A 23622-nucleotide genomic window follows, 5' to 3' on the forward strand; every position below is an offset into this window, starting at 1 on the left:
TCTCGCTCCCGAAACCCTCGCTAAGGACTCATCCCATGGCACGCAGCCATCCGCTCGACCGCTACCGCAACTTCGGTATCATGGCGCACATCGACGCCGGCAAGACCACCACGACCGAGCGTATCCTCTACTACACCGGCAAGTCCTACAAGATCGGCGAAGTCCATGACGGCGCTGCTACCATGGACTGGATGGAGCAGGAGCAGGAGCGCGGCATCACCATCACGTCGGCCGCAACGACGTGCTTCTGGAACGACCACCGCCTCAACATCATCGACACCCCCGGGCACGTCGACTTCACCATCGAAGTGGAGCGCTCGCTGCGCGTCCTCGACGGTGCCGTGGCCGCGTTCGACGGCGTCGCGGGCGTCGAACCGCAGTCGGAAACCGTGTGGCGCCAGGCCGACAAGTACGGCGTGCCCCGCATGTGCTACATCAACAAGCTCGACCGCACCGGCGCGAACTTCTACTACTGCGTCCAGACGATCATCGACCGTCTCGGCGCCGTTCCGGCTGTCCTCTACCTGCCCATCGGTGCAGAGTCCGAATTCGTCGGCCTCGTCGACCTGATCAACGAGCGCGGCATCGTCTGGAAGGACGAGAGCCTCGGCGCTGAATTCCAGTACGTCGACATTCCGGAAGACATGAAGGAAAAGGCTGCCGAGTACCGCGAAAAGCTCATCGAGCTGGCGGTCGAGCAGGACGACGCTGTGATGGAAGCCTACCTCGAAGGCACCATCCCCACGGCCGACGAACTGAAGGCGCTGATCCGCAAGGGCACGCTCGCTCAGGCATTCGTTCCGGTCCTGTGCGGTTCGTCGTTCAAGAACAAGGGCGTGCAGACGCTCCTCGACGCGGTCGTGGACTTCATGCCGTCGCCGCTCGACATCGCCGACGTCCAGGGCGTGAACCCCGACACGGACGAGCCGGACACCCGCAAGACCGCTGACGACGCACCGTTCAGCGCCCTTGCGTTCAAGGTCATGAACGACCCGTTCGTGGGCTCGCTCACCTTCATTCGCATCTACTCGGGTACGCTCTCGAAGGGCAGCTACCTGAACTCGGTGAAGAACAAGAAGGAAAAGGTCGGCCGCATCCTCGAGATGCATGCCAACGAGCGCAAGGACATCGAAGAAGCCTTCGCGGGCGACATCGTTGCTCTGGCGGGCATGAAGGAAACGACGACGGGCGACACGCTTTGCGTCGAGAAGACCCCGATCATCCTCGAGCGCATGGAATTCCCCGAGCCGGTCATCGAGCTGTCGGTGGAACCGAAGACCAAGGCCGACCAGGAGAAGATGGGCGTCGCGCTCAACCGTCTCTCGGCCGAGGATCCTTCGTTCCGCGTCAGCACCGACCACGAGTCGGGCCAGACCATCATCAAGGGGATGGGCGAACTTCACCTGGACATCATCGTCGACCGTATGCGTCGCGAGTTCAAGGTCGAAGCGAACGTCGGTGCGCCGCAGGTGGCTTACCGCGAATACCTCGGCAAGCCGGTTGACATCGACTACACCCACAAGAAGCAGTCGGGTGGTACGGGTCAGTTCGGCCGTGTGAAGGTCAAGGTCACGCCGGGCGAGCGCGGTGCGGGCATCACCTTCAAGGACGAAGTCAAGGGCGGTAACATTCCGAAGGAATACATCCCCGCCATTGAGAAGGGCATGCGTGAAACCGCCGCCTCGGGCTCGCTGGTCGGCTTCCCGATCATCGACTTCGACATCGTCCTCTACGACGGTGCGTACCACGACGTCGACTCGTCCGCTCTGGCGTTCGAAATCGCCGGCCGCGGTGCGATGCGCGAAGTCGCTCAGAAGGCTGGCATCAAGCTGCTCGAGCCGATCATGAAGGTCGAAGTCGTGACCCCGGAAGAGTACCTGGGCGACGTCATCGGCGACATGAACAGCCGTCGTGGCCAGATCCAGGGCACCGACAGCCGCGGCAACGCCCAGGTCGTCGAAGCCATGGTGCCGCTGGCGAACATGTTCGGTTACGTGAACCAGCTCCGCTCGTTCACGCAGGGCCGCGCAAACTACTCGATGATCTTCTCCCACTATGATGAGGTTCCGGCGAACGTCGCGGCCGAAGTCAAGGAGAAGCTTGCCTGAGGGCAAGAAAGGTTTTAGGGGCGGCGCCTGATTCCATGGGAGCCGCTCCGATACCCGCGGATTCAAATTCAAGACGAAAGAAGGTTTGAAAATGGCCAAGGCAAAATTCGAGCGGAACAAGCCGCACTGCAACATCGGCACCATCGGTCACGTTGACCACGGCAAGACCACGCTGACCGCCGCCATCACCAAGGTGATGTCGGAAACGTTCGGTGGTGAAGCGGTTGACTTCGCAAACATCGACAAGGCTCCCGAAGAGCGCGAGCGCGGCATCACGATCTCGACCGCACACGTCGAATACGAGACCGACGCTCGCCACTACGCGCACGTCGACTGCCCGGGTCACGCCGACTACGTGAAGAACATGATCACCGGTGCTGCCCAGATGGACGGCGCGATCCTGGTTGTGAACGCTGCTGACGGCCCGATGCCGCAGACCCGCGAGCACATCCTGCTCGCACGTCAGGTCGGCGTTCCGGCTCTCGTCGTGTTCATGAACAAGGTTGACCAGGTCGACGACGAAGAGCTTCTCGAGCTCGTCGAACTCGAAGTTCGCGAACTGCTGTCGTCGTACGACTTCCCGGGCGACGATATTCCGATCATCAAGGGTTCGGCTCTGGCCGCTCTTGAAGGTCGTGACGACAACATCGGCAAGGAAAAGATCCTTGAGCTGATGAAGGCCGTTGACGAGTTCATCCCGCAGCCGCCGCGCCCGACCGACAAGCCCTTCCTGATGCCCGTCGAAGACGTGTTCTCGATCTCGGGCCGTGGTACGGTTGTGACCGGCCGCGTCGAAACCGGCATCATCAAGGTTGGCGAGGAAGTCGAAGTCATCGGCATCCGCGACACCCAGAAGACCACCGTCACCGGCGTCGAAATGTTCCGCAAGCTGCTCGATCAGGGTGAAGCCGGCGACAACATCGGTGCACTGGTTCGTGGCCTGAAGCGTGAAGACGTCGAGCGTGGCCAGGTTCTGGCGAAGCCCGGCACCGTGACTCCGCACACCGAGTTCTCGGCCGAGGTCTACGTTCTGTCGAAGGAAGAAGGCGGCCGTCACACCCCGTTCTTCGCGAACTACCGTCCGCAGTTCTACTTCCGCACCACCGACGTGACCGGCGAAGTGATCCTCCCCGAGGGCACCGAGATGGTCATGCCGGGCGACAACGTTGCCCTGTCGGTCAAGCTCATCGCTCCGATCGCCATGGACGAAGGTCTGCGCTTTGCAATCCGCGAAGGCGGCCGCACCGTTGGTTCGGGCGTTGTCAGCGCGATCACGAAGTAATTCGCTGATCTCAGGCTGAAGTGATTGGCCCGGCCTTCCGTTTGGAAGGCCGGGCTTTTCGCGTAAAAAGGGTAGGGGCGACGATTCCCGGAAAACTAGGGGTTGATCGACTCGCCGCGCCGTTGTAGGGGCGCGGCTCGAATTTGACGGGGCTTCGGTCCTATGGCTCTTTCTCATCGGTAGTAGGTAATGGAAGCTCAGAACATCCGTATCCGCCTGAAGGCGTTTGACCATCGCGTGCTCGACCAGGCCACTGGCGAGATCGCTGACACGGCCCGCCGCACCGGCGCTCTGATTCGTGGCCCCATTCCGCTGCCGACCAAGATCGAGAAGTTCACGGTGAACCGTGGTCCGCACATCGACAAGAAGTCGCGTGAGCAGTTCGAAGTCCGCACGTACAAGCGCCTGCTTGACATCGTGCAGCCGAATGCTGCCACTGTCGATGCTCTGATGAAGCTGGACCTGGCTGCTGGCGTGAACGTCGAGATCAAGCTCGCTTGAGCTGGTTTACCGGGGTAGTCGCACGATTGCCCCGATGGTCCTTTCCGGTCGGACCCTAACTAGACCGAGGATTATCTTGTCGGCTCGATGACGCCGGCTTTGCGGGGAGAAACCCGCAGAGACAGAGCCCTGAGGGAAAAGCCCGAAGGGACACAAGGGATACCTCCGGCAACGCCTTCGGGCCTTGTTCGGGAATGCGTCCCCCGTCTCGTTTCCGCGAGGCCTTCAAAGGCCTTGCAGGGAACACCTGACCCGGACGGGGTGCGTATCACACATAGGGTTGGACATGCGTGCGAGGGATGGTCCTGCGTACGCCTCTGTAAGGAGTAAGGTCATGCGTACCGGCGTGATCGCAAAGAAAGTCGGGATGACCCGCCTGTTCCAGGAGGACGGCCGCCACGTGCCCGTCACCGTCCTGGCGCTGGAGGATTGCCAGGTCGTCTCTGTCCGCACCGAAGAGCGCGATGGTTATGTCGCGGTTCAGCTCGGTGCCGGCGAAGCCAAGCAGAAGAACGTTGCGAAGCCGCAGCGTGAGCACTTCGCGAAGGCTCAGGTTCCCCTCAAGATGCGCGTCGCGGAATTCCGCGTCGCCGACGACGCTCTCCTCGAAGTTGGCGCGACGATTGCGGCTTCGCACTTCGTCCCCGGCCAGCTCGTCGATGTGGGTGGCCACACGCAGGGCAAGGGCTTCCAGGGCGCTATGAAGCGCTGGGGCTTCGGCGGTATGCGCGCCACTCACGGTGTGTCGATCTCGCACCGTGCGCACGGTTCGACGGGTAACCGTCAGGATCCGGGCAAGGTGTTCAAGAACAAGAAGATGGCCGGCCACATGGGCGACCGTCAGCGCACTCAGCAGAACCTCGAAATCGTCCGAGTGGACGACGAGCGCGGCCTGATCTTCGTCAAGGGCTCTGTCCCTGGTGCGAAGAACTCGTGGCTCACCGTTTCGGACGCCGTCAAGGTGAACCGTCACGCCGAGGCTCCGTACCCCGCCGGCATCAAGTCGGTGGCCAACACCAATGATACGGCCGCTGCCGAGACGCCCGCTGAGACCGCGGCTCCCGAAGCGACCGAAGGCCAGGAGGGCTAATCATGAAGGTTCAGGTCCTCAATATCGATGGTTCCGCCGGCACGGGCGACATCGAGCTTTCGGACGACGTGTTCGGCCTCGAGCCGCGCGCGGACATCCTGCACCGCGTCGTCACCTGGCAGCTCGAGAACCGTCGCGGCATCGCCCGTGCGACCCGCGAGCGTTCGGACGTCGCGCGCACCGGCAAGAAGTTCGGTCGTCAGAAGGGTGGCGGCACGGCCCGTCACGGCGACCGTGCGGCTCCCGTGTTCATCGGCGGTGGTAAGGCTCACGGTGCTCGTCGCCGCGAGTTCAACATCTCGCTGAACAAGAAGATTCGTGCGCTTGGCCTGAAGATGGCCCTGTCGTCGAAGGCACAGAACGGCCTCGTCATCGTCGACACCCTCGACGTAGCCGACGCCAAGACCAAGGCGCTCGCCGGTCAGCTTGCGAAGGCTGGCTTTGGCAAGAAGGTGCTCGTTGTTGATGATGAGCAGGTCAACGAGGGCTTCGCCCGCGCTGCCCGCAACATCGTCGGCGTGAACGTGCTCCCGGCTGTCGGCGCGAACGTCTACGACATCCTGAAGCATGATACGCTGGTGCTGACGCGCGCCGCGGTCGAGAAGCTGGAGGCGCGTTTCAATGGCTAAGACCGTGGATATCCGTCACTACGACGTGATTCTCGCTCCGCATATCACCGAGAAGTCGACCCTCCTTTCGGAGAACAATGCGGTCGTCTTCAAGGTTGCCGACAAGGCGACCAAGCCCGAGATCAAGGCTGCCGTCGAGGCACTCTTCGATGTCAAGGTAACCGGCGTGAACACGCTCGTGACCAAGGGCAAGACCAAGCGCTGGCGCGGTAAGGCTTACCGCCGCAGCGACGTGAAGAAGGCGATCGTCACGCTGGCAGAAGGCCAGTCGATTGACATCACCGAAGGCGCGCGGGGTTAATTTCCGATGGCACTCAAGAACTACAACCCGACCAGCCCCGCTCGCCGCGGCCTGGTCCTCGTCGACAAGTCGTCGCTCTGGAAGGGCAAGCCCCTCAAGGCGCTGACCGAAGGCAAGAGCAAGACCGGCGGTCGCAACAACAAGGGTCACGTGACCTCGCGCGGCATCGCGGGCGGTCACAAGCAGAAGTACCGCTTCATCGACTTCAAGCGTCGCAAGTGGGACATGGAAGCCACCGTCGAGCGGATCGAGTATGACCCGAACCGCACGGCCTTCATCGCGCTGGTGAAGTACACCGACGGTGAACAGGCTTACATCATCGCTCCGCAGCGTCTGGCTGTCGGCGACGTGGTCGTCGCTGGCGAAAAGACCGACGTGAAGCCGGGCAACGCCATGCTTCTGTCGCAGATGCCGGTCGGCACGATCTGCCACAACGTCGAGATGAAGCCTGAAAAGGGCGGTCAGATCGCCCGTTCGGCCGGTACGTACGTCCAGGTCGTCGGTCGTGACCGCGGCATGGTGATCGTTCGCCTGAACTCGGGTGAGCAGCGCTACCTGCGTGGTGACTGCATGGGTACGGTTGGCGCGGTCTCGAACCCCGACAACTCGAACCAGACCCTCGCCAAGGCCGGTCGTGGCCGCTGGCTGGGTCGTCGCCCGCTGACTCGTGGCGTCGCCAAGAACCCGGTCGACCACCCGCACGGTGGTGGTGAAGGCCGCACCTCGGGTGGCCGTCATCCGGTCACGCCGTGGGGCAAGCCGACCAAGGGCGCCCGCACTCGCAACAACAAGCAGACGGACAAGCTCATCATCCGTTCGCGTCACGCCAAGAAGAAGAGGTAAGTCACGATGGCACGTTCCGTCTGGAAAGGCCCCTTCGTCGACCTCTACCTTCTCAAGAAGGCCGAAGTCGCGCAGGATGCCGGCAGCCGCGCTGGTCCGATCAAGACCTGGTCGCGTCGCTCCACCATTCTCCCGCAGTTCGTTGGTCTGACCTTCCAGGTCTACAACGGGCACAAGTTCATCCCCGTTGCTGTCAACGAGGACATGGTCGGTCACAAGCTTGGTGAGTTCGCGCCCACCCGCTCGTTCCCCGGCCACGCCGCCGACAAGAAGGGCAAGCGCAAGTGAGCAAGCCAGCAGCACCCCGTCGCGTAGGTGACAAGGAAGCTCTCGCGGTCAACACGAACATTCGTGGTTCGGCTCAGAAGCTCAACCTGGTCGCTGCCCTGATCCGCGGCATGCGCGCCGAAGACGCCATGAACGTCCTGGCCTTCTCTAAGAAGGCCATGGCGGTCGATGCCCGCAAGGTTCTCGCTTCGGCGATCGCCAACGCGGAAAACAACCACAACCTCGACGTCGACGCTCTCGTCGTCGCCGAGGCGTCGGTCGGCAAGTCGGTGACCATGAAGCGTTTCCACGCTCGTGGCCGCGGCAAGTCCACCCGCATCCTCAAGCCGTTTTCGCGCCTGCGGATCGTCGTTCGCGAAGTCGAGGAGGCCTGATCCATGGGTCATAAGAGCAATCCGATCGGTCTGCGTCTGCAGATCAACCGTACCTGGGACAGCCGCTGGTTCGCGGAAGGCCGGGACTACGGCAAGCTGCTTGAGGAAGACCTCAAGATCCGCAAGTTCATCATCGAGACGGTGCCGCAGGCAGCGATCTCGAAGGTGGTGATCGAGCGTCCGGCCAAGCTGTGCCGCATCTCGATCTTCGCGGCTCGTCCGGGCGTCATCATCGGCAAGAAGGGCGCGGACATCGAGAAGCTGCGCAAGCAGCTTTCGGCCATGACCTCGAGCGAAGTGAAGCTGAACATCGTCGAGATCCGCAAGCCGGAAGTCGATGCGAAGCTCATCGCACAGGGTATCGCCGACCAGCTGATCCGCCGCGTGGCGTTCCGCCGTGCGATGAAGCGCGCCATGCAGTCCGCCATGCGTCTGGGTGCCGAAGGCATCAAGATCATGTGCGGCGGCCGTCTTGGCGGTGCGGAAATCGCCCGTGTCGAGCAGTACCGCGAAGGCCGCGTGCCGCTTCACACCCTGCGTGCGAACATCGACTATGCCGACGCCGAGGCGCTGACCGCCTATGGCATCATCGGCATCAAGGTCTGGGTCTTCAAGGGTGAGATCCTGGGCCATGACCCGACGGCGCAAGACCGACTGATGGTGGAGGCTCAGACCTCCGGCGTCCGTCCGGCCCGCTGATCCCAGGATTAGAGAAGCACCATGCTGCAACCCAAAAAGACCAAGTTCCGCAAGGCCTTCAAGGGCCGGATCAAGGGTGACGCCAAGGGCGGCACCGATCTGAACTTCGGCTCGTACGGCCTCAAGGCCCTCGAGCCGGAGCGGGTTACCGCCCGTCAGATCGAAGCTGCACGCCGCGCAATCACCCGTCACATCAAGCGCCAGGGCCGTCTCTGGATCCGCGTTTTCCCCGACGTGCCGGTTTCGAAGAAGCCTGCTGAAGTCCGTCAGGGTAAGGGCAAGGGTTCGGTTGAATACTGGGCAGCTCGCGTGAAGCCGGGCCGCATCCTGTTCGAGCTGGACGGCGTTGCCGGCCCGCTCGCAGCCGAAGCCTTCAGCCGCGCTGCGATGAAGCTGCCGATCAAGACCAAGGTCGTTGCTCGCCTCGGCGATACCTCGCACCTTGGCGGCGAGTAAGGAAGTCCATCATGGCTAACAAGATCGAAGACCTTCGCGCCAAGACCGACGACCAGCTCACCGCTGATCTCGTCGAGCTGAAGCGCGAGCAGTTCAACCTGCGTTTCCAGGCCGCCACGAGCCAGCTCGAGGCCCCGGCGCGCATCAAGGAAGTCCGTCGCGACATCGCCCGCATCAAGACGCTCCAGGCTGAGCGTTCGGCAGCGGCGAAGGCGTAAGGAGAAACAACGATGCCCAAGCGTATTCTGACCGGTACCGTCGTTTCCGACAAGACGGACAAGACCGTGACCGTGCTCGTTGAGCGCAAGGTGAAGCACCCGCTCTACGGGAAGATCATCCGCCGCTCGAAGAAGTACCACGCTCACGATGAGGACAACGCCTTCAAGACCGGCGAGCGCGTCCGGATCGAGGAGACGGCTCCTTACTCGAAGACCAAGACCTGGAAGGTTCTTGACCGTCTTCAGGCGAGCAAGGGTACGGCACTCGAGGCCGAGGTTTGATCCTCCGCTGAGATCGAAGCCGGGGACTTCGGTTCCCGGCTTTGGCCTTGCCTGACACGAGTGTTGACCTGTGCGGATGAATGCGGCAAAGCGCCGCCTTCGCCCCCGCAGGGCGACTCGGGCCTCTTCGGGGGCCTGTATTTTTAGGAACTGCCGGACTGGTTCCGGCAAGCCAGATGAGAAGGACTCGGATCGATGATCCAGATGCAATCCAATCTCGACGTGGCGGACAACAGCGGCGCAAAGCGCGTCCAGTGCATCAAGGTACTGGGTGGCTCCAAGCGTCGCTTCGCAGGCGTCGGCGACATCATCGTGGTGTCGATCAAGGAGGCGCAGCCCCGCGCTCGCGTCAAGAAGGGCGACGTGCACCGCGCCGTTATCGTGCGCACCCGCAAGGACGTGCGTCGTACCGATGGTAGCGTGATCCGTTTCGACAGTAACGCTGCCGTGCTGATCAACAAGAACGAGGAGCCGATCGGCACCCGTATCTTCGGCCCCGTGGTGCGCGAACTGCGCGGCCGTGGCTTCATGAAGATCATCTCGCTCGCTCCGGAGGTGCTGTAATGGCTGCCGCGAAGATCAAGAAGGGTGACTCGGTCGTCGTCCTGTCCGGCAAGGACAAGGGTCGCACCGGTACGGTTCTGCAGGTCCTGCCGAAGGACGGCAAGGTCGTTGTCGAAGGCGTGAACGTCGCCACCAAGCACCGCAAGCCCACCCAGCAGAACCCGCAGGGTGGCATGGACCGCACGCCGGCTGCGATGCCGATCTGCAAGGTCGCCGTGGCGGACAAGGACGGCAAGCCGACCCGCGTTCGCTTCGAAACCAAGGACGGCGTCAAGGTCCGCGTGGCCGTGAAGTCCGGGGAGACCATCGATGGCTGACAAGTACACCCCCCGTCTGCGTTCGAAGTACGATGCGGAAATCGTCAAGGCGATGACCGAGAAGTTCGGCTACAAGAACGCGATGGAAGTGCCGAAGATCGAGAAGATCACCCTTAACATGGGTGTGGGCGAAGCGAGCCAGGACAAGAAGAAGGTCCAGACCGCTGCAGCCGAGATGGAAGCCATCGCCGGTCAGAAGCCCGTCATCACCAAGGCTCGCAAGTCGATTGCGCAGTTCAAGCTGCGTGAAGGCATGCCGATCGGCTGCAAGGTGACGCTCCGCCGCGAGCGCATGTACGAGTTCCTCGATCGCCTCGTGACGATCGCGATGCCCCGCATCCGCGACTTCCGTGGCCTGAACCCGAAGTCGTTCGACGGCCGTGGCAACTACGCCATGGGCCTGAAGGAGCAGATCATCTTCCCGGAGATCAGCTACGACAAGATCGACAAGGTGCGTGGCATGGACATCATCGTGACCACCACCGCGAAGACCGACGACGAGGCGCGTGAGCTGCTGCGTCTGTTCGGTTTCCCGTTCCCGGCTGAAGAGTCGGAACAGAAGGAAGCGGCGTGAGCCGCTGAGGAAGAGAGCTTAAGTCCATGGCGAAACTGAGTTCCGTGAACAAGAACGAGCGTCGCAAGAAGCTCGTCAAGAAGTATGCAGGCAAGTACGAGCGCCTCAAGGCGGTCGCTGCTGATGAATCGCTCGATGAAACCGAGCGCCTCATTGCTCGCCTGAAGCTGGCCGAAATCCCGCGCAACGGCAACCCGACCCGGGTTCGCAACCGTTGCGCCACGACCGGCCGTCCGCGCGGTTACTACCGCAAGTTCGGCCTGTGCCGCGTCGAGCTGCGTGATCTTGCCAACAAGGGCATGATCCCCGGCGTGACCAAGTCGAGCTGGTAAGGGTTAGAAGCAATGGCATTGACCGATCCCCTGGGTGATATGCTCACCCGCATCCGCAACGGCCAGCAGGCGAAGAAGGATTCCGTTCTTTCGCCGGCCTCGAAGCTGCGTGCGCGCGTCCTGGAAGTGCTTCAGCGGGAGGGCTACATCCGTGGCTACTCCGACGAAGCGACCGGCGCTCACCCGCAGCTTCGCATCGAGCTGAAGTACTTTGAGGGCGAACCCGCCATCAAGCACATCGCTCGCGTCTCCAAGCCGGGCCGCCGCGTCTATTCGGGTTCCAAGGAACTTCCGATCGTGCGCAACGGTCTTGGCATCACCATCGTCTCGACCCCGCGCGGCGTGCTCTCGGATGCCGAAGCCCGCACGCAGAACGTCGGCGGCGAAGTGCTGGCGGAGGTGTTCTAATGAGCCGCATCGGTAAGAAGCCGGTGGCCGTTCCTAGCGGCGTCACCGCCAACATCGACAACGGCGTTCTGTCGGTAAAGGGCCCTAAGGGCACGCTTACCCTCAGCCTGTCGGACCAGGTCACCTACGCGGTGGAAGATGGTTCGATCGCCGTGCAGCCCGTCAACCAGTCGAAGCAGGCCCGCAGCCACTGGGGCATGCAGCGCACTCTGGTTTCGAACCTGATCGAAGGCGTGACCAACGGCTTCACCAAGGTCCTCGAGATCAAGGGCGTCGGCTACCGCGCGAACTCGCAGGGCAAGACCCTGAAGCTTCAGCTCGGCTACTCGCACGACGTTGACATCGCAGTGCCGGAAGGCATCGAGATCAAGACCCCGGATAACACCACGGTCGAAATTTCGGGCATCGACAAGCAGAAGGTCGGCCAGATCGCGGCCGAGATTCGTCGCTGGCGCAAGCCTGAGCCCTACAAGGGCAAGGGTATCGCTTATCGTGGCGAGTACATCTTCCGCAAGGAAGGGAAGAAGAAGTAATGGCAAAGCTGTCTCTCTTCGATCGCCGCGCGCGCCGCGTACGCACCGCGCTCAAGGCCCGTTCGGGTGGTCGTCCCCGTCTGTCGGTGCACCGCACCGGCCGTCATATCTATGCGCAGATCATCGACGATGCGCAGGGCCACACCGTTGCCGCAGCCAACACGCTTGGCGCCAAGGGCACCGACCTCGACGCCGCGACCCGCGTTGGCAAGGAACTCGCCGAGGCCGCCAAGAAGGCGGGCATCACCTCGGTCGTGTTCGACCGCGGCGGCTTCCTGTACCACGGTCGCGTCAAGGCGCTGGCCGAAGCCGCCCGTGAAGGCGGGCTGGAGTTCTGATCATGGCCGACGAAAACATCACCGAACAGCCGATCGCGGCTGAGCACCCGCAGGGTGGCGTTCCTCACGAAGGTCGCGAAGGCGGCGGTCGTGGTCGTGGCGGCCGTGGCCGTGGCGGCAACGACCGAGGCGATCGTGGTGGCCGTGGCCGCCGCGACGACCGTCGCGGCCGTGGCAACAACGAGGAAGAACAGGGCGAGGAGCTCATCGAGAAGCTCGTCCACATCAACCGCGTGTCGAAGACGGTCAAGGGCGGTAAGCGCTTCGGCTTCGCAGCTCTGGTCGTCGTGGGTGACGGCAAGGGCCGCGTAGGCTTCGGTCACTCCAAGGCACGCGAAGTGCCGGAAGCGATCACCAAGGCGACCGCTTCGGCCAAGAAGAAGATGATCCGCGTCGCGCTGAAGGAGGGTCGTACTCTCCATCACGACGGCAAGGGCCACTTCGGTGCGGGCCGCGTGAACGTGCGTACCGCTCCTTCGGGTACCGGCATCATCGCCGGCGGTCCGATGCGCGCCGTGTTCGAGAGCCTGGGCGTCGCTGACGTCGTCACCAAGTCGGTCGGCACTTCGAACCCGTACAACATGATCCGCGCCACCTTCGACGCGCTGACCAACCAGACTTCGCCGAAGTCGGTTGCCCAGCGTCGTGGCAAGAAGGTCGCAGACCTGCTGGGTCGCGGTGGCGCCAGCGAAGCGGAGGCTGAAGCCGCCGCCGAAGCGATCGCGGAGTAACAGGCATGGCGAAGATCAAGATCAAGCAGATCGGTTCGCCGATCCGTCGTCCCGAGAGCCAGAAGAAGATCCTGATCGGTCTTGGCCTCGGCAAGATGCACCGCGTCGTGGAGCTGGAAGACACCGCCGAAGTGCGCGGTGCCATTGCCAAGCTGCCCCACATGGTCGCTATCGTCGACTGAGCATCACGGGCCTTGCCCGCGAAGTTCGAAAGGCCCCGGTGGAAACGCCGGGGCCTTTTGTCGTATGCGGGCGGAGGCGGCTACAGGAAAGGCCTTCCAACAAGGCATGGCTGTGCTATTCGCGCCGGCATGATGGGCGCATGACGGCGCCATTTTTTCCATTCGGGGACTAGTCTTGATCGGCAGGCGGCTTTGTGCAGCTTCTCTTCTGTCTCTCGGAGTGCTGGGGGTGATTGGCTGCTCGCAGAAGGCTCCTGAGACGAACCTGACAGTGGAGGGGGCTGCGGTCAGCCAGTGCGGCGATCGGCGCGCGGATACGGGCTTTCTTGCGGCGCTGCGCAAAAGCGACAAGTCGCTGCGCCGCAAGCTCGCGATTGGGGATGCCAACGCCGTGGCCGAGGCGCATAAGGCGCTGGACAGGGGCGACTACCGCCTGATCGCGGCGACGACGCCCTCTGGCATCTCGACTGAAGCGTACGGTGTACAGTGCCGGGTGCTCGGCGGGCTCTCGCCGTGGTCGGTACGGGCGGTGGCTTTCGTCCCGGACGGCAAGATCGACGAGGGTCAGATGAAGCCCGACGACACAGTGACGGGCTTCGGGCGGCGGTACAACGCGGCCGTCCTGGCGGATCCGCGGTATCCCTACGGTGACGTGTGCCGGGCCGTGGACAAGGCCGGACCCGCACCGAGCCTTCCGGAGAGCCCGGATGCGGGGGTCGAGCAGCCGTTCGGGTTCGCGGAACTCGGCGTCGCGCGGATGGAGCACGGCTTGGGAGCGGCAGCCCGCCGGGGGTCCATCCGTGACATCGCGGTGCTGCTGAAGCGGGATCCGGCAGCGCTGGATCGTCCGGACCTCTTCGGCCTCACGCCTCTGGCCTGGGCCGTCGCTTACCACCGATGGCCCGCTGCGCAGGCCCTGCTGCGCGCGAAGGCAAGCCCGACGGGCGGCACCTGCCAGACGACGATCGACCGGCAGTCCCCGTTGCAGATCGCCCGCATCATGCGGTGGTACGGCGTCATTCGCGCGATGCGGCCACTGGTGACCGAGGAAGAGTTCGCGAGCCTTCGCCAAAAACCGCGCTGGGACGATGCCAGCCTGATCGAGTTCAATCATGCGCTGACGGAGCTGAAGGAGCGTTACCGCACGGTTCTTCGCGGACAGCGATTCAGCCGTCATGACCTGAACTTCCAAGTCGACGAAAAGGGCAACACACTGGAGTGCGTGATGGAACCCGCCTCGGGTTCACCTGCGTTCGACAGGGAACTGTGCGGCTTGGCCGTAGAGATCGTGCGTTGGGCTCCGGCACGCGACGCCTTCGGTACCCGGGTGCCGGAAACCGCGAAGCTGCTTGTCGGCTTCGGCGGGGGCAACTGACGGTGGCCGACAGATCGAGGGCCCCTTCTGCCATGCGGTAGGGCAGAGCGCAGGAGTACGGTTTGGGGCGTGACAATCGGCGGCGCGTCCTCTAAGGGCGCCACTTCCTATCAGCGCGACTCAAAGCGAAAGCGAGTGCAAGACATGAAACTGAATGACATCCGTGACAACGCCGGCGCCCGTCACCGCCGCATCCGCGTAGGCCGTGGTATCGGCTCGGGCAAGGGCAAGACTGCCGGCCGCGGTCAGAAGGGCGCGAAGGCGCGTTCGGGCGTGTCCATCAACGGCTTCGAAGGCGGTCAGATGCCGCTTCACATGCGTCTGCCGAAGCGTGGCTTCTCGAACAAGAAGTTCGCCAAGGACTACGCAGAAGTGAACCTGGGCCTCGTCCAGAAGGCGATCGACGCCGGCAAGCTCGACGTTGCTGGCGTCGTCGATCACGCGGCGCTGAAGGCAGCCGGCCTTGCGCGTGGCGGCAAGCACGGCGTGCGCCTTCTCGCCAAGGGTGAGCTGACTTCCAAGGTGACCTTCAACGTTGCCGGCGCATCTGCCGGCGCCGTGGCCGCCGTCGAGAAGGTCGGTGGCTCCGTGATCGTTCCCGCCAAGGAAGAGGCTGCGGCCTAAGTTCCGGGGTACGGAGAGCAGATCAAGGGAGAGGGCGGGCGCCGGGCGCTTTGCCCTCTCTTTGCTTTCGGGGGCTGCCGGGAAGTGATGCACGCACATCACACCAGCGCGTATGCTGCGGGACAGGGGCTTTCAGAGCTTGTTCCAATGTCTATATGGCCAGTTCCTTTCCCGGGTTCGACAACGCCGGCATGAGCGGCTAAGGGCGAATCCGATCAGATTCTTCGAGGCTTTTTAGAACGTCATGGCTTCACGCGCCGACAACATCGCCAGCACGCTCAGCCTGGCCAACTTCTCCAAGGCCACCGAGCTCAAGAACCGCATCTGGTTCACCATCGGCGCCCTGATCGTGTTCCGTTTCCTGAGCTTCGTGCCGCTGCCGGGTGTCAATCCGATCGCGCTGCGCGACCTCTACCTGCAGACCCAGGGCGGCATTCTCGATCTCTTCAACACGTTCTCGGGCGGTTCTCTGTCGCGCATGAGCCTCATCGCTCTGGGTGTCATGCCGTACATTACTGCTTCCATCGTGGTGCAGCTCGCCGCGTCCCTTCACCCGGCGCTCATCGCGCTGAAGAAGGAAGGCGAGGCCGGTCGCAAGAAGCTGAACCAGTACACGCGCTATGGCACGGTCCTGCTTTGCATCGTGCAGGGTTATGCGATCGCCACTGGTCTGGAAGCCCTGTCGACCTCGCGCGGCCTGACGGCTGTCGTTGATCCGGGCATGATGTTTCGTATCGGCGCGGTGATCTCGCTGATCGGCGGCACGATGTTCCTCCTGTGGCTTGGTGAGCAGATCACGTCGCGGGGGATCGGCAACGGCGTTTCGCTCATCATCATGGCGGGTATCGTCGCGCAGATGCCGACGTTCGCCAGCAATCTGGGCGCGGCTTACGCGGCCGGCGACACGGGTTCGATCCTCATCATCGCATTGATCGCGCTTGTTGTAGCGATGATCCTGATGATCTGTTTCATGGAGCGCGCGACCCGCCGCCTCCTGATCCAGTATCCCAAGCGTGCGACCCAGCGTGGCATGATGCAGGCGGATCGCAGCCACCTCCCGCTGAAGCTGAATACGGCAGGCGTCATTCCGCCGATCTTCGCCAGTTCGCTGCTGCTGCTGCCGCTGACCATCAGCCAGTTCGCGGGCAATTCGCTGACGCCGGACTCGACGATCGGCAAGATCGTTGTGACTCTCAACCAGTACCTTGCGCATGGCAAGCCGCTGTACATGCTGCTCTACGCGGCCGGCATCATCTTCTTCTGCTTCTTCTACACGGCGGTTGTGTTCAATCCCGAGGAGACGGCCGAGAACCTGAAGAAGAACGGCGGCTTCATCCCGGGTATCCGGCCCGGCAAGAACACCGCAACGTACCTGGACTACGTGTTGACCCGCATCACGGTCCTCGGCGCTGCGTACCTGGTGATCGTCTGCACGGTTCCGGAATACTTCATGTCGCTGACGGGCTTGCCGCTGCTGTTCATGGGTGGCACCAGCCTGCTGATCGTGGTCAACGTGACCGTCGACACGATCACGCAGATCCAGTCGCACCTGCTGGCGCACCAGTATGGCGATCTCATCAAGAAGGCCAAGCTGAAGGGTCGGCTGCGCTGAGGCGCGCTAGGGTCTGACCATACCGAAGTAGTGAGGGGGTTTACGGCGTGAATATCATCCTTCTGGGGCCGCCCGGGGCAGGTAAGGGCACCCAGGCACAGCGCCTGGTGGACAAGCACGGAATGCGGCAGCTTTCGACCGGCGACATGCTGCGCGCCGCAGTGCGTGCGGGAACGCCGACCGGGCTCGAGGCAAAGGCCGTGATGGAGCGAGGCGAACTGGTCTCCGATACCATCGTTTCTGCCCTCATTGGCGACGAGCTCGACGCGATGGGGTCCGGCACGGGCGCTATCTTCGACGGGTATCCCCGGACTGAGGCGCAGGCGATTTCACTCGATGCGATCCTCGCCGAGCGCGGCCGCAAGCTTGACCACGTAATCGAGCTGGAGGTGAACGAGGACGCTCTTGTCGAGCGGATCACCGGCCGCTTCACGTGCGCCAGCTGCGGCAAGGGCTATCACGACAGCTTCGAGCAGCCGAAGGTCGAGGGCACCTGCGACAGGTGCGGCGGCCACGAGTTCAAGCGGCGTCCGGACGACAACGCGGAGACCGTGCGCACCCGCATGGCGGAGTATCGCGCGAAGACCGCACCGATTCTGCCGATCTACGAAGCGCGGGGCATCGTCGCTAAGGTCGATGGCATGGCGGACATGGACGAGGTGACCGCCGCCATCGAAAGCATCGTGGCGGGCTGACGCCCACGGGTATCTCGCGACAAACGGGGCAGTATCTATGAGGATGGCGATAGCTGCCGCGTTATTGACGGCCGGACTGGCTCTGCAGCCGATGCCGGCGGTGGCCAAGGTCGCGCAGGTGGCGAGCGCCGGCTTCGTCGTGCGGCATATCGTCCAGGTCACCGCCAGCCCCGAAGAGGCCTGGGCGGTCCTTACCAGGCCCTCGGTCTGGTGGGACGCCGAACACACATGGTCCGGCGAGGCTGCGAACCTGTCGCTGGACGCGCGGGCAGGGGGCTGCTTCTGCGAGATCCTGCCGGCGAAGTCGGGGGACAAGGCGGGCGGGCGCGGGAGTGTCGAGCACCTTCGCGTCATCTACGCGGAGCCCGGGCGGGCCCTGCGAATGATGGGCGCGCTTGGTCCGTTGCAGTCGGAAGCTCTGACCGGAACCCTGACGTTCCAGCTCAAGCCTGATCCCAGCGGCACCTCTACGCAGATCCTGCTCGAGTATGTGGTCGGCGGGTACGCCCGTACGGCTTTCAACCAACTTGCACCTGCGGTCGACGGCGTCCTGGCGAACCAGATGAAGCGACTTGCCCAAAAACTGGGGGGCAGTTTCGCGGAGGCTTTTTCAGGCATTGATACGGGCATCGACGCCGGGAAAGCCGCCGAGAATGTCGAACCGACCGAAGAGGAAGCGCCGGGCTTGAATACGGCCGTTCCTCCCGGGTTGCTGCCGCTTTCGGAGTCCCCCGCTCCGCCGACCGGCGCGCCTATAGGTCGCTGATCGATCGTCCCGGCGCACCTCCGGCGTCGAGGATCGGCGGGTGGCCTTTGACGGCTGTGCGGATCTGTATTAAGCATAACTGCATTCCGTCAGGCGTTACGCACCGGTCCCGGGTGCTGCCGGCCGTCGGCGCTGCGGGCGTTGACTTTGACGCCGAATCATCTTATGCGCCCCCTTCACTCGACAGCAACGGCAAGTCCGGAAGGCCAATACCGCGTGTTCAATGCACCCGCGAGTTACCGCCCACCGGACCTTTTGCCATTTGACTTTTCCGGGTGTGACAGCGTTGAGATGGGGGTGCGCGGTCGTGCCCCTGTGGAGCAGGAGAATTAAGTGGCTCGTATTGCAGGGGTAAATCTCCCCACCAACAAGCGCGTTATTATCGCGCTGACGTATATCCACGGCATCGGTCGTACCAAGGCCGTCGAAATCGCCGACAAGCTCGGTATCGATCATACCCGCCGCGTGCAGGACCTGTCGGACGCCGAAGTGCTGCAGATCCGTGAAACGATTGACGCGGATCACACCGTTGAGGGTGACCTTCGTCGCGAGACCGCGATGAACATCAAGCGTCTGATGGACCTGGCCTGCTACCGCGGCCTGCGTCACCGCAAGGGTCTCCCGGTTCGCGGCCAGCGCACGCACACCAATGCGCGCACCCGCAAGGGCAAGGCCAAGCCGATCGCCGGCAAGAAGAAGTAAGCCGCGGAGCCGTACAGGCTTTCGGTTTCCCGCAGCGATATTTCGACAGGATAGACGAACATGGCACGCGAACCTCAGCGCATTAAGCGCCGCGAGCGCAAGAACATCACGAGCGGCATTGCCCACGTGAATGCAAGCTTCAACAACACCATGGTGACCATCACCGACGCCCAGGGCAACGCGATTTCGTGGTCCTCGGCAGGCATGATGGGCTTCAAGGGCAGCCGCAAGTCGACGCCGTATGCCGCTCAGGTGGCCGCGGACGACGCCGGCAAGAAGGCCGCCGAACACGGCGTCCGTACCCTCGAAGTCGAAGTCAAGGGCCCGGGTTCGGGCCGTGAGAGCGCGCTGCGCGCCCTCCAGGCTGTCGGCTTCACGATTACCTCGATCCGCGACGTCACGCCGATTCCGCACAACGGCGTTCGTCCCTCGAAGCGCCGCCGCGTCTGATCGAGCTAATGCGGGCGACGACCGGTCGTCGCCCGTCTTCGGAACGTCCCGGGCCTCTCCACCAGGCCTTCGGGGCGTAACCGCCATCACTCCCAGGGGAAGTCCATGACTGTCAACATCAAGAACTGGCAGGAACTCAAGAAGCCGAACAGCCTTGAGGTCAAGCCGGGACCAGACCCCAAGCTGAAGGCGACCTTCGTCGCCGAACCTCTCGAGCGCGGCTTCGGTCTGACGCTCGGAAACGCGCTGCGTCGCGTGCTCCTTTCGTCCCTGCAGGGTGCGGCGATCACCTCGATCAAGATCGAGAACGTACTTCACGAATTCTCGTCGCTTGCCGGCGTGCGTGAAGACGTCACGGACATCGTCCTGAACGTCAAGCAGATCGCTCTCAAGATGCAGGGCGACGGCCCGAAGCGTCTTCAGCTTTCGGCGACCGGTCCGGCTGCCGTCACGGCTGGCGACATTGCCGTCTCGGGCGACATCGAGGTCATGAACAAGGACCTGGTGATCTGCCACCTCGACGAGGGCGCGACGCTCAACATGGAACTGACCGCCGACACGGGCAAGGGCTACGTCCCTGCGGTGTCGAACCGTCCAGTTGACGCGCCCATCGGCCTGATCCCGGTCGACTCGCTGTACTCGCCTGTTCGCCAGGTGAGCTACAAGGTCGAGAACGCCCGCATCGGTCAGGAACTCGACTTCGACAAGCTGAACCTGACTGTCGAGACCGACGGCACCGTGACCCCCGAGGACGCGGTTGCTTACGCCGCCCGCATTCTTCAGGACCAGCTCGCGCTGTTCGTCCACTTCGAGGATATCGCTCCGGTTGGCGCCTCGCCGATGATCGGCGTCGCTGTCGGCGGCACGACGACCGCGGAAGAAAGCGACACCAACCAGCTCAACCGTTACCTTCTCAAGAAGGTCGACGAACTGGAGCTGTCGGTGCGTTCGGCGAACTGTCTCAAGAACGACAACATCATCTACATCGGCGATCTGGTCCAGAAGACCGAAGCCGAGATGCTGCGCACGCCGAACTTCGGCCGCAAGTCGCTCAACGAGATCAAGGAAGTGCTTTCGTCGATGGGTCTGCGCCTCGGCATGGACATCCCGGGCTGGCCGCCCGAAAACATCGAAGAGATGGCCAAGAAGCTGGAGCAGGAACTGCTCGGCTGATCGGACGTCCCGAGGCTGACATGAAGAGGGCTCCGCGAGAGATCGCGGGGCCTTTTTCTTTAGCTTGACTCCTTGCCCGAAATCGGGTTGAGGGCAGCGCTTCACGATAGGTGAACCGGCTTTGGGCGATGGCCGTATTGCATCGCCCGGCAGGCAGTACCTTGAACGGCTGTCTGACGAACGGAGAAGAGAACATGCGTCACAAGTATGGCCAGCGCAAGCTGCAGCGCACCTCTGGCCACCGCGCCGCCCTGCTGCGCAACCTCGCGGCCGCGCTCATCAAGCACGAGCAGATCCAGACGACCACGGCCAAGGCCAAGGAACTGCGCCCCTATGTCGAGAAGCTGATCACGCTCGCCAAGCACGGCGGCTTGTCGAACCGCCGTCTGGCCCACGCTCGTCTCATGGACGAAGCGCAGGAAAAGAAGCTGTTTGAAGTTCTCGCCGAGCGCTATGCTGGTCGTAACGGTGGTTACACCCGCATCATCAAGGCCGGTTACCGCGCCTCGGACGCGGCTCCGGTTGCGATCATCGAACTGGTTGACCGCGACGTTGCGGCCAAGGGCCAGGACTCGGGTCCGGTGAACAACGAGGTCGAGGAATACGCCGAGGCTTAAGCCCGGCGGCGTCCTTACAGGATCTACGGAAGCGGTCGTGAACTTCGGTTCGCGGCCGCTTTTGCGTGGGAAAGGCCGAAGTGGAGTTCGCCCGCGCCGCCCGCGCGGAGCACAGTCCCTAAACGCCTGAGCGGTATCGGTGCTGCGGCGGACATAGCTGTTGCGCGGGCCCGGCAGCCTCTCCTTATTTCCCGATCGGCTTTGCGGCAGCGGAGGCGCCGCTTGACGGCGTGCGGGGGTAGATGAGGATGGGTGAGGGCGAGGACGTGAGCAGCCAGGGCGTATCGCGGGAGGTGCAATGTGCTGAGCGCGGCTCCGGTCTTCCGGAGGCTGCGGCGACCTTTGCGCAATTCATCCACGCCGTGGCCGCAGCCTATGGTGATGCGCCTGCCGTGACACTGGAGGACGGGGGTGAGGTGCTTGCGTCCTTGACGTACCGGGAGCTTGGCGAAAGGTCCGCGCTCCTTGCACGAGGGCTGCTGGCGCAGGGGGTCGGCAAGGGATCGCGGGTGGGGTTCATCCACGGCAACGGGCCTGGCTTTGCCGTGTGGCTTGCAGCGATCAGCCGGATTGGAGCGATCGCCATTCCGATCAGCACGATGATCCGGGCGAATGAACTGGTGCGGGTGCTGAGGCAATCGGACATCCAGGGCCTTGTTGTGCAGCGCACGATGCTCGGCAAGGATCTGATCGAGCGGCTGATGGAGGCGCTGCCGGAACTCGAAGGGCAGGAGCAGGGTAGGCTGCGCCTCCCTTCGGTGCCTTACCTGCGCTGGATCGTATCGGCAGGCACAGCACTGCCCGCCTGCGTGGGGAAGTCGACCTTCCTGACGGACGCGGCCGGAAGCGTGAGCGACGACCTGCTTCGTTCCGTCGAAGCGGAAGTGCATCCGACCGACCAGATGATCGAGATCTATACTTCGGGATCAATGGCGCTGCCCAAGGGTGTGCGGCACGGCCATGGGGCGGTGTGCCTGCGCAGCCACACGTTGCGGAAGATGATGGGGCATGTTGCGGGCAAGCGCGTGCAATGCCCGCTGCCGATGTTCTGGGTGGGTGGCTTGATGATGTACCTTGTGCCCGGGCTCGAAGCCGGCGCGACCGTGGTGTGTACGGAGCGGACGCTTTCCGACAGCCGCTTTGCGATGGGGTCGGTGCTGGCGGAGGAGGACCTTGCCGCTATTCGCGGGCCAAAGCCCTGGTGGGGCCTCGGCATGAGCGAGACGCTGGGGCCGTACTCCTGGGGAGACGATTTCCGGGCGCCCGGCCGGCCGGTCTGTGCGCCGATGGATCATTTCGCACCGGGCTACGATATCCGCATCGCGGACGCCGATAACCGGCCGGTCACCCCGGGGGAGACTGGCGAGATGCAGGTGCGCGGCTATCCGGTTGCACTCGGGCTGCACAAGATCGAGCGGGCAGAGCACTTCACGCCGGATGGATACTACCGGACGGGCGACATGTGCCTTGTGGAGGATCGTCCGCAGGGCCGCCGCGTTCATTTCGTCGGACGAAGCGGAGACATGATCAAGGTATCCGGCTCCAACGTCTCTCCGGCGGAGGTCGAGATGGAGCTTCAGACGTTCGACGCCATCCACGCCGCCTATGTCGTCGGCCTGCCTGACCGGGAACGCGGTAATCGCCTTGTGGCGGGCGTCGTCGCGCGGGATGGTGCCGGTTTGGACTTCGTCGTGATCGAGGGCGAGTTGCGACAGCGCCTGTCCAGCTTCAAGGTCCCTCGCGCCTATCTGGAACTTGAGCGCGAAGAGGTGCCTCTGCTGCATTCCAACAAGGTGGCGCGCCGCGAGCTTGCACGGATGCTGGCGGAGCGGCTTGACCGACAGGACGGTCAAGCCTGACGCGCCGGCTAGTCGTCGTCGCCCTGGTGAGCGGGCAGGCCGAGCGACCAGTGTATCGCCGCTCCGCGCAGGCTGAAGCCGGCAAGTACCGCTATGGCCCACGTCAGCTGCGCTGAGAGACCGAGCGCGATGCCGAGGCTGGCAAGGCTGGCGGCAAGCGCGGCGGCAGTGACGTAAAGCTCCGGTCGCATCAGGATCGAGGGTTGCCCGGCCAGAACGTCGCGCACGATGCCGCCAATGCAGCCGGTGATGACCCCCATCAACACGGCGGGGACGGGCGGTACGCCCCAGTGCAGGGCCTTGATCGTGCCGAATACGGCATAGACCGCCAGACCGAGCGCGTCCGCCCATTCCAGTATCTTCCCGCGCCACCAGCGAACAGGCGTAAACCAGGCGAGGAGCGCCACGGCAAGGCAGACGGGGGCCACCAGCGGGTCGTGAACCCAGAACACCGGGGCGCCGATGAGCAGGTCACGCAGCGATCCACCACCCACGCCCGTGATCAGTGCAAAGAAGGCGACCGTCACGAACGTCTGGCGCAGCTGTGCCGCCGCAAGTGCACCCGTCAATGCAAAGACAGCGATACCGAGCAAGTCGAGGGCCGGTGGCAGGGCGGGCGAGGGCGGGATCATGGCCGGGCTGGTAGCATGACGAGCAGCACTTGACCCACATCCAATTTACGATACACAGCGGATCATA

The 23622-nt window shown here is 63.4% G+C and carries 33 protein-coding genes; 32 read left to right on the top strand and 1 reads right to left on the bottom strand.

The window, feature by feature from the left end:
* Positions 1–35 precede the first annotated feature (35 nt).
* The 32 genes from fusA to QOL62_RS00790 all read left to right on the top strand — a co-directional run bounded on the left by fusA (position 36) and on the right by QOL62_RS00790 (position 22923).
* The gene (gene fusA, locus QOL62_RS00635; protein WP_103728301.1) at positions 36–2108 is read left to right on the top strand and encodes an elongation factor G; all 2073 of its coding nucleotides are present in this window, start codon (positions 36–38) and stop codon (positions 2106–2108) included.
* A gap of 91 nt (positions 2109–2199) precedes the next feature.
* Complete coding sequence (gene tuf, locus QOL62_RS00640; RefSeq protein WP_103728302.1) at positions 2200–3390, top strand: elongation factor Tu; 1191 nt, start codon at positions 2200–2202, stop codon at positions 3388–3390.
* 189 nt (positions 3391–3579) lie between these two features.
* Entirely contained in the window at positions 3580–3891 is a 312-nt protein-coding gene (gene rpsJ / locus QOL62_RS00645; RefSeq protein ID WP_007011873.1) for a 30S ribosomal protein S10, read from the top strand.
* Positions 3892–4225: 334 nt separating this feature from the next.
* Positions 4226–4981 (top strand): 50S ribosomal protein L3, encoded by a 756-nt coding sequence (rplC, locus tag QOL62_RS00650; RefSeq protein ID WP_103728303.1) that lies wholly within the window; start codon positions 4226–4228, stop codon positions 4979–4981.
* Between the two features lie 2 nt (positions 4982–4983).
* A complete protein-coding gene (gene rplD / locus QOL62_RS00655) occupies positions 4984–5610 on the top strand; it encodes a 50S ribosomal protein L4 (RefSeq protein WP_283404820.1) in 627 nt (208 codons plus the stop codon).
* Positions 5603–5911 (top strand): 50S ribosomal protein L23, encoded by a 309-nt coding sequence (locus QOL62_RS00660; RefSeq protein WP_103728305.1) that lies wholly within the window; start codon positions 5603–5605, stop codon positions 5909–5911. The genes rplD and QOL62_RS00660 overlap by 8 nt, the downstream gene beginning before the upstream one ends.
* Before the next feature lie 6 nt (positions 5912–5917).
* Positions 5918–6754 (top strand): 50S ribosomal protein L2, encoded by an 837-nt coding sequence (gene rplB / locus QOL62_RS00665; RefSeq protein WP_103728306.1) that lies wholly within the window; start codon positions 5918–5920, stop codon positions 6752–6754.
* 6 nt (positions 6755–6760) lie between these two features.
* Positions 6761–7042 carry a 30S ribosomal protein S19 gene (gene rpsS / locus QOL62_RS00670; RefSeq protein WP_008828234.1) on the top strand — a complete coding sequence of 94 codons (282 nt, stop codon included), beginning with the start codon at positions 6761–6763 and terminating at the stop codon, positions 7040–7042.
* The gene (rplV, locus tag QOL62_RS00675) at positions 7039–7416 is read left to right on the top strand and encodes a 50S ribosomal protein L22 (RefSeq protein WP_103099200.1); all 378 of its coding nucleotides are present in this window, start codon (positions 7039–7041) and stop codon (positions 7414–7416) included. Before rpsS ends, rplV begins: the two co-directional genes overlap by 4 nt.
* Before the next feature lie 3 nt (positions 7417–7419).
* A complete protein-coding gene (rpsC, locus tag QOL62_RS00680) occupies positions 7420–8115 on the top strand; it encodes a 30S ribosomal protein S3 (RefSeq protein ID WP_103728307.1) in 696 nt (231 codons plus the stop codon).
* A 21-nt stretch (positions 8116–8136) separates the two neighbouring features.
* Positions 8137–8571: a 50S ribosomal protein L16 gene (gene rplP, locus QOL62_RS00685; RefSeq protein WP_103728308.1), complete on the top strand. Its 435-nt coding sequence runs from the start codon at positions 8137–8139 to the stop codon at positions 8569–8571.
* Between the two features lie 11 nt (positions 8572–8582).
* Entirely contained in the window at positions 8583–8789 is a 207-nt protein-coding gene (gene rpmC / locus QOL62_RS00690) for a 50S ribosomal protein L29 (protein ID WP_103728309.1), read from the top strand.
* A gap of 12 nt (positions 8790–8801) precedes the next feature.
* Positions 8802–9071: a 30S ribosomal protein S17 gene (gene rpsQ / locus QOL62_RS00695; protein WP_103728310.1), complete on the top strand. Its 270-nt coding sequence runs from the start codon at positions 8802–8804 to the stop codon at positions 9069–9071.
* Positions 9072–9266: 195 nt separating this feature from the next.
* Positions 9267–9635, top strand: a complete 369-nt coding sequence (gene rplN, locus QOL62_RS00700) for a 50S ribosomal protein L14 (RefSeq protein WP_008828228.1) — start codon at positions 9267–9269, stop codon at positions 9633–9635.
* On the top strand, positions 9635–9952 hold the full coding sequence (gene rplX / locus QOL62_RS00705) for a 50S ribosomal protein L24 (protein ID WP_283404821.1): 318 nt from the start codon (positions 9635–9637) through the stop codon (positions 9950–9952). The genes rplN and rplX overlap by 1 nt, the downstream gene beginning before the upstream one ends.
* A complete protein-coding gene (rplE, locus tag QOL62_RS00710) occupies positions 9945–10526 on the top strand; it encodes a 50S ribosomal protein L5 (protein ID WP_103728312.1) in 582 nt (193 codons plus the stop codon). The genes rplX and rplE overlap by 8 nt, the downstream gene beginning before the upstream one ends.
* Positions 10527–10552: 26 nt before the next feature.
* Positions 10553–10858 (top strand): 30S ribosomal protein S14, encoded by a 306-nt coding sequence (rpsN, locus tag QOL62_RS00715; protein ID WP_086490047.1) that lies wholly within the window; start codon positions 10553–10555, stop codon positions 10856–10858.
* 12 nt (positions 10859–10870) lie between these two features.
* Positions 10871–11266, top strand: a complete 396-nt coding sequence (gene rpsH, locus QOL62_RS00720; RefSeq protein WP_103728313.1) for a 30S ribosomal protein S8 — start codon at positions 10871–10873, stop codon at positions 11264–11266.
* Positions 11266–11799 carry a 50S ribosomal protein L6 gene (rplF, locus tag QOL62_RS00725; protein ID WP_103728314.1) on the top strand — a complete coding sequence of 178 codons (534 nt, stop codon included), beginning with the start codon at positions 11266–11268 and terminating at the stop codon, positions 11797–11799. The genes rpsH and rplF overlap by 1 nt, the downstream gene beginning before the upstream one ends.
* The gene (rplR, locus tag QOL62_RS00730) at positions 11799–12137 is read left to right on the top strand and encodes a 50S ribosomal protein L18 (RefSeq protein WP_103728315.1); all 339 of its coding nucleotides are present in this window, start codon (positions 11799–11801) and stop codon (positions 12135–12137) included. Before rplF ends, rplR begins: the two co-directional genes overlap by 1 nt.
* A 2-nt stretch (positions 12138–12139) precedes the next feature.
* A complete protein-coding gene (gene rpsE / locus QOL62_RS00735; protein WP_103728316.1) occupies positions 12140–12868 on the top strand; it encodes a 30S ribosomal protein S5 in 729 nt (242 codons plus the stop codon).
* Between the two features lie 5 nt (positions 12869–12873).
* Positions 12874–13050 (top strand): 50S ribosomal protein L30, encoded by a 177-nt coding sequence (gene rpmD, locus QOL62_RS00740; protein WP_103099210.1) that lies wholly within the window; start codon positions 12874–12876, stop codon positions 13048–13050.
* A 229-nt stretch (positions 13051–13279) separates the two neighbouring features.
* Positions 13280–14425 carry an ankyrin repeat domain-containing protein gene (locus QOL62_RS00745; protein ID WP_283404822.1) on the top strand — a complete coding sequence of 382 codons (1146 nt, stop codon included), beginning with the start codon at positions 13280–13282 and terminating at the stop codon, positions 14423–14425.
* 144 nt (positions 14426–14569) lie between these two features.
* Positions 14570–15049, top strand: coding sequence for a 50S ribosomal protein L15 (gene rplO, locus QOL62_RS00750; protein WP_103728318.1), 480 nt, complete (start codon positions 14570–14572; stop codon positions 15047–15049).
* Between the two features lie 244 nt (positions 15050–15293).
* Positions 15294–16661, top strand: coding sequence for a preprotein translocase subunit SecY (secY, locus tag QOL62_RS00755; RefSeq protein WP_103728319.1), 1368 nt, complete (start codon positions 15294–15296; stop codon positions 16659–16661).
* 47 nt (positions 16662–16708) lie between these two features.
* On the top strand, positions 16709–17356 hold the full coding sequence (locus tag QOL62_RS00760; protein WP_283404823.1) for an adenylate kinase: 648 nt from the start codon (positions 16709–16711) through the stop codon (positions 17354–17356).
* Between the two features lie 37 nt (positions 17357–17393).
* The gene (locus QOL62_RS00765; protein ID WP_283404824.1) at positions 17394–18122 is read left to right on the top strand and encodes an SRPBCC family protein; all 729 of its coding nucleotides are present in this window, start codon (positions 17394–17396) and stop codon (positions 18120–18122) included.
* Positions 18123–18455: 333 nt separating this feature from the next.
* Positions 18456–18824 carry a 30S ribosomal protein S13 gene (rpsM, locus tag QOL62_RS00770; protein ID WP_103728322.1) on the top strand — a complete coding sequence of 123 codons (369 nt, stop codon included), beginning with the start codon at positions 18456–18458 and terminating at the stop codon, positions 18822–18824.
* A gap of 60 nt (positions 18825–18884) precedes the next feature.
* Positions 18885–19274 (top strand): 30S ribosomal protein S11, encoded by a 390-nt coding sequence (rpsK, locus tag QOL62_RS00775; RefSeq protein ID WP_007011846.1) that lies wholly within the window; start codon positions 18885–18887, stop codon positions 19272–19274.
* A gap of 105 nt (positions 19275–19379) precedes the next feature.
* On the top strand, positions 19380–20447 hold the full coding sequence (locus tag QOL62_RS00780) for a DNA-directed RNA polymerase subunit alpha (RefSeq protein WP_103728323.1): 1068 nt from the start codon (positions 19380–19382) through the stop codon (positions 20445–20447).
* A gap of 194 nt (positions 20448–20641) precedes the next feature.
* Positions 20642–21064 (top strand): 50S ribosomal protein L17, encoded by a 423-nt coding sequence (gene rplQ / locus QOL62_RS00785; protein ID WP_283404825.1) that lies wholly within the window; start codon positions 20642–20644, stop codon positions 21062–21064.
* Between the two features lie 242 nt (positions 21065–21306).
* A complete protein-coding gene (locus tag QOL62_RS00790) occupies positions 21307–22923 on the top strand; it encodes a class I adenylate-forming enzyme family protein (protein ID WP_283404826.1) in 1617 nt (538 codons plus the stop codon).
* A gap of 8 nt (positions 22924–22931) precedes the next feature.
* Here QOL62_RS00790 and QOL62_RS00795 read toward each other — a convergent pair whose 3' ends face one another.
* Entirely contained in the window at positions 22932–23555 is a 624-nt protein-coding gene (locus QOL62_RS00795) for a trimeric intracellular cation channel family protein (RefSeq protein WP_283404827.1), read from the bottom strand.
* Positions 23556–23622 lie beyond the last annotated feature (67 nt).

Origin of the sequence: Novosphingobium panipatense, assembly GCF_900182875.1 — a bacterium.
GTDB classification, from domain to species: Bacteria; Pseudomonadota; Alphaproteobacteria; order Sphingomonadales; family Sphingomonadaceae; genus Novosphingobium; species Novosphingobium panipatense.